Consider the following 5,506-nt stretch of genomic DNA (forward strand, 5'->3'; position numbering starts at 1 on the left):
AAAGAGTCAACTGCGGTCCAAAGCTGTTGGACTTGGGTGAAAAGGGCGTTTATTCTTCCTATACGTAGAAGATGGGGCTGGCGACCGAACACGCGCCTGCGGTTTGGGAACTGAGCAAGGACATGGAGCCGGCCCTGCGCGAGTTGGGCGAGCGCGGCGACATTATCCGCACCATACAGAAGGCACTCGGCCCGCAGGGCGGCGAACGCGATCCCATGAGCTTCCAAATCCATGACGGAGTGCCCGAGACGCCGATCTTTGGCCGCGTCGTGGATAAACATCTGTCCGACGAGCTAGGCGAGAACCTGACAATCGTGGTGGACGGCATCGACGGCTGGACACACCACATCGCCGGCATTGCGCCCGAGCGGCTGGAGGATGCCCGCATCGGCAGCGTCATCGAGATCGGCCCGGCCGAGGTGGCAACCCGACCGTCCGACCGCACCATCACCGCCATCGCCGAGGACGGCATCTATCGCCCGAGCCGCCATCTGGAGCAGGCCAAGTTCGAGGGCCGCGTTCCGAGCGGCGACTACGAGGGCTATGTCAATGCCCATGTCCGCCGACTGGAGGCGCTGCGCCGCGCCGGCATCGTCGAGCGCATCGACGCCGACCAATGGAGCATCCCCGATGATCTGGTCAGCCGCGCCGCCGTCTATGATGCCGGCCGGGAACGGCAAGCCAGCGTGCGCGTCCTGTCCCCGGTCGGTCTGGAAAAGCAGATCGGATCAGACGGCGCGACATGGCTGGACCGGCGATTGATCCATGCCGAAACGGCCGACCTTGCGTCGGTCGGCTTCGGCCAACAGGTGCGCGAGGCGATGGACCAGCGCCGCGAGCATCACATCGAACAGGGCGACGCTACCCGAGCGCGGAACGGCCGCATCTTCTATCGGCGCAGCCTTCTCGCCACCTTGCGCGAGCGAGAGGTTGCCCGCGTCGGCGCGGAGATGGCCGAGAGCACGGGACTGCCGTTCCGCGCCGCCACGGACGGCGAAAATGTCAGCGGCAAGTTCACCGGCACCGTGCAGCTATCGAGCGGCAAGTTCGCCGTGGTCGAGCAATCCCATGAATTTACCCTTGTCCCGTGGCGGCCGGTCATTGACCGCCAGCTCGGCCGCGAGGTCATGGGCGTCGTGCAGGGCGGATCGGTGTCGTGGCAGTTGGGCCGTCAGAGGGGCCTCGAACGCTGACGGCCACCGTTCTGCATTGCTAAGCAAGCGGGGATTACATATAATGGCGGTATCCAGTTTTTTCGTTTTGGGAACGTCAGCATGGGAAGCCTTAAGTCAGCAGACAAGTAAGCCGCAACAACCTGAATTGTTGTTGCGGCGCTCTGTAAGACCAATCCCACCTGATTGCTGACGAGCAGACGCCGCCCGGTGCTTCCTATCGAGCGGTTGATTTCTCATGACTACTACACGCCCCGCGTGGGCCTATACGTTGCCGACAGCGCTCCTGCTGATGGCCCCCTTCGATATCCTCGCTTCGCTGGCGATGGATATTTATCTTCCAGTCGTTCCAGCGATGCCGGGCATCCTGAATACGACTCCTTCCATAATCCAACTCACGCTGAGCCTCTACATGGTGATGCTCGGCGTGGGCCAAGTAATCTTTGGGCCGATTTCAGATCGCATTGGTCGACGGCCAATCTTGCTCGCGGGCGGAGCGGTTTTCGTCGTCGCGTCTCTCGGAGCGGCATGGTCGTCAACGGCCACAGCCTTCGTCGCTTTCCGTCTACTACAAGCGGTCGGCGCGTCTGCCGCGCTGGTGGCGACGTTCGCAACAGTTCGTGACGTTTATGCCAGCCGGCCCGAGGGCGTCGTCATCTACGGTATTTTCAGTTCGATGCTGGCCTTCGTCCCCGCCCTCGGCCCCATCGCTGGAGCGTTGATCGGCGAGTTTTTCGGATGGCGAGCGATATTCGTCACGCTGGCCGCACTGGCTTTGCCCGCACTCTTGAATGCCGGTTTGAGGTGGCACGAAACCCGCCCGTTTGATGAAGCGAAGACTCGCCGGTCCGTTTTGCCTATCTTCGCCAGCCCGGCCTTTTGGGTTTACACGGTCGGCTTTAGCGCGGGCATGGGCACCTTCTTCGTCTTCTTCTCGACAGCCCCCCGTGTACTCATAGGCCAAGCGGGCTATTCGGAGATCGGATTCAGCTTGGCCTTTGCCACTGTCGCGTTCGTCATGATCGTGACAACCCGTTTTGCGAAGTCCTTTGTCGCCAGATGGGGCATTGCGGGATGCGTGGCGCGCGGGATGACGTTGCTCGTTTGCGGGGCGGCTCTGTTGGGGATGGGTGAATTTTTCGGCTCGCCGTCATTCCTCACCTTCATCCTGCCGATGTGGGTTATGGCGGTCGGCATTGTCTTCACAGTGTCCGTTACCGCCAACGGCGCACTTGCACAGTTTGATGACATCGCGGGATCAGCGGTCGCGTTCTACTTCTGCATCCAAAGCCTGATTGTTAGCATCGTCGGGACATTGGCGGTAACGCTAATAAACGGTGACACAGCATGGCCCGTGATCTGTTACGCGACGACGATGGCGGTGTTGGTATTGACGGGTCTGGTGCTACTTCGCTCCCGTGAGGTTCACGCCGAGAGGTCGCCGGTCGTCTGACCGGCGACTGGCAGGACGGTCGGCACCCATGCGGCGCACCCGTCATCGCAGCTTCATGGATGGCGGTATCCTGTCCGGCGGGATACCGCTCATTTCCCTTGTTCAGTTCATGGCCGTTGCCGAGCATCTGAATTTTCGGCACGCGGCCAACGCGCTCGGCGTCAGTCAGTCGAGCGTCAGCGCGGGCGTGAAGGCGCTGGAGAAAATCTTGGTGTCCTGCTGTTCGAGCGCCATGCGCGAGGCGTCCGGCTAACGGATGCAGGCAGGCATTTCATGGAGCTGGTCGCGGTGGGCGTCGATCAGCTCGATCACGCCGTCAAGACCGCCGGCATGACAGCGCAAGGCGAATGCGGCCGGCTACGCATCGGTGTCTATGCCCTGATTCCGGGCAGCTTCCTTGCAGAGCTGGTCGGCCAGTATCGGAAGGACTATCCCAATCTCGACATCGAAATCACGGAGGGCACCGCTGGCGGCCGGTCATCGACCGCCAGCTCGGCCGCGAGGTCATGGGCGTCGTGCAGGGCGGACCGGAATTGTGGCAACTCGCGCCGCAGAGGGGGATAAGCCCCTAATCTGTTGTAGATGAACGTAGCCGCTCGAAACCGGTGATGAGGCTGTCAAGTCCGAAGTTGAACGCAGCATCTATGCCTTCTGTTTCCAACTCGTGAAACAGATCGTGCAGGAAGGATGATGCTGCCTGCCCAGACACATCTGATCTGTCCGACATTCTCTCATCGGCATCAGATGCCTGCTGTTCGAGAACGGAACCGACCACATAGTGACTGACCGCCCGGAGCGCCCAAACAGCGTGCTTCGGACCAAAACCCGCCGCGCAGAGAAAGCGTATTTGTGTCTCGGCAGTGCCAAAATTCGGTTCCGTCGGTCGAGTGCCGGCATGGATGCGCGCGCCGTCGCGATAATAGAGCAACGCCGTTCTGAAACTCAGGGCGTTTTCTTTCAGGTACACCCGCCAGTCCTCGCCTTCCTTGGGCAGCGACCGGGTGTGGCGTTCCGCCAGCATCGCCTCCGCAAGTGCGTCAAGCAGCGCGCGCTTGCTCTGGAAATGCCAGTAAAGCGCAGGCTGCTGAACCTTGAGGCGTTCAGCGAGCTTTCGCGTCGTCAGGTTGTCCATGCCAACCTCGTTCAGCAACTCCAGCGCCGCCGCGATCACGGTGCCCTTGTCCAGTTTGGTCATTCACGTTCCTCTGCCAGTGCTTGACAATTTATCATTGATAAGTATTATGTCCACATCCTTATCGTTGATAAAGTCGCTCGCATTGAGCGGCGCTGGAGTTTCAGGTGCACAGCTCTGCCATCATCGCCCTGCTGATCGTCAGTCTCGACGCCATGGGACTCGGCCTCATCATGCCGGTCCTTCCGACGCTTCTGCGCGAGCTTGTGCCGGCGGAGCAGGTCGCTGGTCACTATGGTGCTTTGCTGTCACTCTATGCGTTGATGCAGGTCATCTTCGCGCCCGTGCTTGGTCAGTTTTCAGATGCTTACGGTCGGCGTCCGGTGCTTCTGGCTTCTCTTGCGGGGGCCGCAGTCGATTACACGATTATGGCATCAGCGCCGGTCTTATGGGTTCTCTATATCGGCCGAATCGTTTCTGGTGTCACGGGAGCAACCGGCGCCGTAGCTGCCTCAACCATTGCCGATTCGACGGGGGAAGGTTCTCGCGCACGCTGGTTCGGCTACATGGGGGCCTGTTATGGAGCAGGCATGATTGCCGGGCCAGCACTTGGTGGTATGCTCGGTGGTATTTCTGCCCATGCTCCGTTTATCGCCGCTGCCCTTCTCAACGGCTTCGCGTTCCTGCTTGCCTACATTTTTCTCAAGGAGACTCATCACAGCCATGGCGGGACCGGAAAGCCGGTTCGCATCAAACCATTCGTTCTGTTCCGGCTGGATGATACATTGCGCGGGCTAGCTGCGCTTTTCGCAGTTTTCTTCATTATTCAACTGATCGGCCAAGTGCCTGCGGCCCTATGGGTCATCTATGGCGAGGACCGTTTTCAGTGGGACACCACGACTGTTGGTTTGTCGCTTGCGGCATTTGGAGCAACACATGCGATCTTCCAAGCGTTTGTTACCGGTCCGCTTTCAAGCCGGCTTGGAGAGCGGCGCACGCTACTCTTTGGCATGGCTGCGGATGCGACTGGCTTCATTCTTCTGGCTTTTGCCACGCAGGGATGGATGGTGTTCCCGATTTTGTTACTGCTTGCCGCCGGAGGTGTTGGCATGCCGGCCTTGCAGGCAATGCTTTCAAATAATGTCAGCAGTAACAAGCAAGGAGCTTTACAGGGAACGCTTACAAGCCTCACCAATCTAAGCTCAATCGCGGGACCGCTTGGCTTCACGGCACTCTATTCTGCTACCATAGGAGCATGGAACGGTTGGGTTTGGATTGTCGGCGCGATCCTCTATTTAATATGTCTGCCAATACTACGCAGACCTTTCGCAACTTCATTGTGATTGAGTCATGGCGAATTGGTATGCGTAGACTTACGAGGAATGACGGATTAAATCCGTTGAGCCATCATCTCCTCTCGGGGCGAGTGCCGATGATGACCTTAGTTCACACTCTCGCCGTCGCCGAATACCTGAACTTCCGCCACGCCGCCAATGCGCTCGGCGTGGCGCAATCCAGCGTCAGCGCGCGCGTGAAGGCACTGGAGGAAGACCTTGGCATCCTCCTGTTCGAGCGCCATGCACGAGGTGTCCGACTAACCGAGGCCGGTCGCCACTTCGTCGAGCGGATCGCGGCCGGTGTCGATCTATTGGACCATGCGATTAAGACCGCCGGCATGGCGGCCAGCGCGTTTCCGCTGGGTCAAGGCGCCGACCAGCCCAGAGCTCACCCAGCTGACGCACACCATCG

General features: G+C 59.9%; 5 protein-coding genes and 2 pseudogenes. 6 read left to right on the forward strand and 1 reads right to left on the reverse strand.

The features are described 5' to 3' along the window. Positions 1-71: 71 nt before the first annotated feature. The 4 genes and pseudogenes from L995_RS14010 to L995_RS34355 all read left to right on the forward strand — a co-directional run. Entirely contained in the window at positions 72-1,193 is a 1,122-nt protein-coding gene (locus L995_RS14010; RefSeq protein ID WP_082001551.1) for a DUF3363 domain-containing protein, read from the forward strand. Positions 1,194-1,410: 217 nt separating this feature from the next. After that, positions 1,411-2,625, forward strand: coding sequence for a chloramphenicol/florfenicol efflux MFS transporter FloR (gene floR / locus L995_RS14015; RefSeq protein ID WP_047472345.1), 1,215 nt, complete (start codon positions 1,411-1,413; stop codon positions 2,623-2,625). A 28-nt stretch (positions 2,626-2,653) separates the two neighbouring features. Next, a complete protein-coding gene (locus tag L995_RS33845; protein ID WP_231574428.1) occupies positions 2,654-2,878 on the forward strand; it encodes a helix-turn-helix domain-containing protein in 225 nt (74 codons plus the stop codon). Between the two features lie 214 nt (positions 2,879-3,092). After that, positions 3,093-3,197 (forward strand): annotated as a pseudogene (locus tag L995_RS34355) (DUF3363 domain-containing protein); the annotation flags it as partial. On the opposite strand, the gene tetR reads toward L995_RS34355, so the two are convergent. After that, positions 3,194-3,820 (reverse strand): tetracycline resistance transcriptional repressor TetR, encoded by a 627-nt coding sequence (gene tetR, locus L995_RS14025; protein ID WP_047472347.1) that lies wholly within the window; start codon positions 3,818-3,820, stop codon positions 3,194-3,196. The pseudogene L995_RS34355 and the gene tetR sit on opposite strands and share 4 nt — an antisense overlap. 104 nt (positions 3,821-3,924) lie before the next feature. Between tetR and tet(G) the strand changes: the two genes are divergently transcribed. Both tet(G) and L995_RS34895 read left to right on the forward strand, forming a co-directional pair. After that, a complete protein-coding gene (gene tet(G), locus L995_RS14030; protein ID WP_047472349.1) occupies positions 3,925-5,100 on the forward strand; it encodes a tetracycline efflux MFS transporter Tet(G) in 1,176 nt (391 codons plus the stop codon). A 92-nt stretch (positions 5,101-5,192) separates the two neighbouring features. Further along, positions 5,193-5,309, forward strand: a pseudogene (locus L995_RS34895) (helix-turn-helix domain-containing protein); the annotation flags it as partial. Between the last annotated feature and the right edge of the window lie 197 nt (positions 5,310-5,506).

The organism is Delftia sp. ZNC0008 (assembly GCF_000799035.1).
GTDB classification, from domain to species: domain Bacteria; phylum Pseudomonadota; class Gammaproteobacteria; order Burkholderiales; family Burkholderiaceae_C; genus Comamonas; species Comamonas tsuruhatensis.

Bases quoted from the DNA above. Each gene is read 5' to 3' on its own strand.
- L995_RS14010 (WP_082001551.1), top strand. From the start codon at position 72: ATGGGGCTGGCGACCGAACACGCGCCTGCGGTTTGGGAACTGAGCAAG.
- floR (WP_047472345.1), top strand. From the start codon at position 1,411: ATGACTACTACACGCCCCGCGTGGGCCTATACGTTGCCGACAGCGCTC.
- L995_RS33845 (WP_231574428.1), top strand. From the start codon at position 2,654: ATGCGGCGCACCCGTCATCGCAGCTTCATGGATGGCGGTATCCTGTCC.
- tetR (WP_047472347.1), bottom strand. From the start codon at position 3,820: ATGACCAAACTGGACAAGGGCACCGTGATCGCGGCGGCGCTGGAGTTG.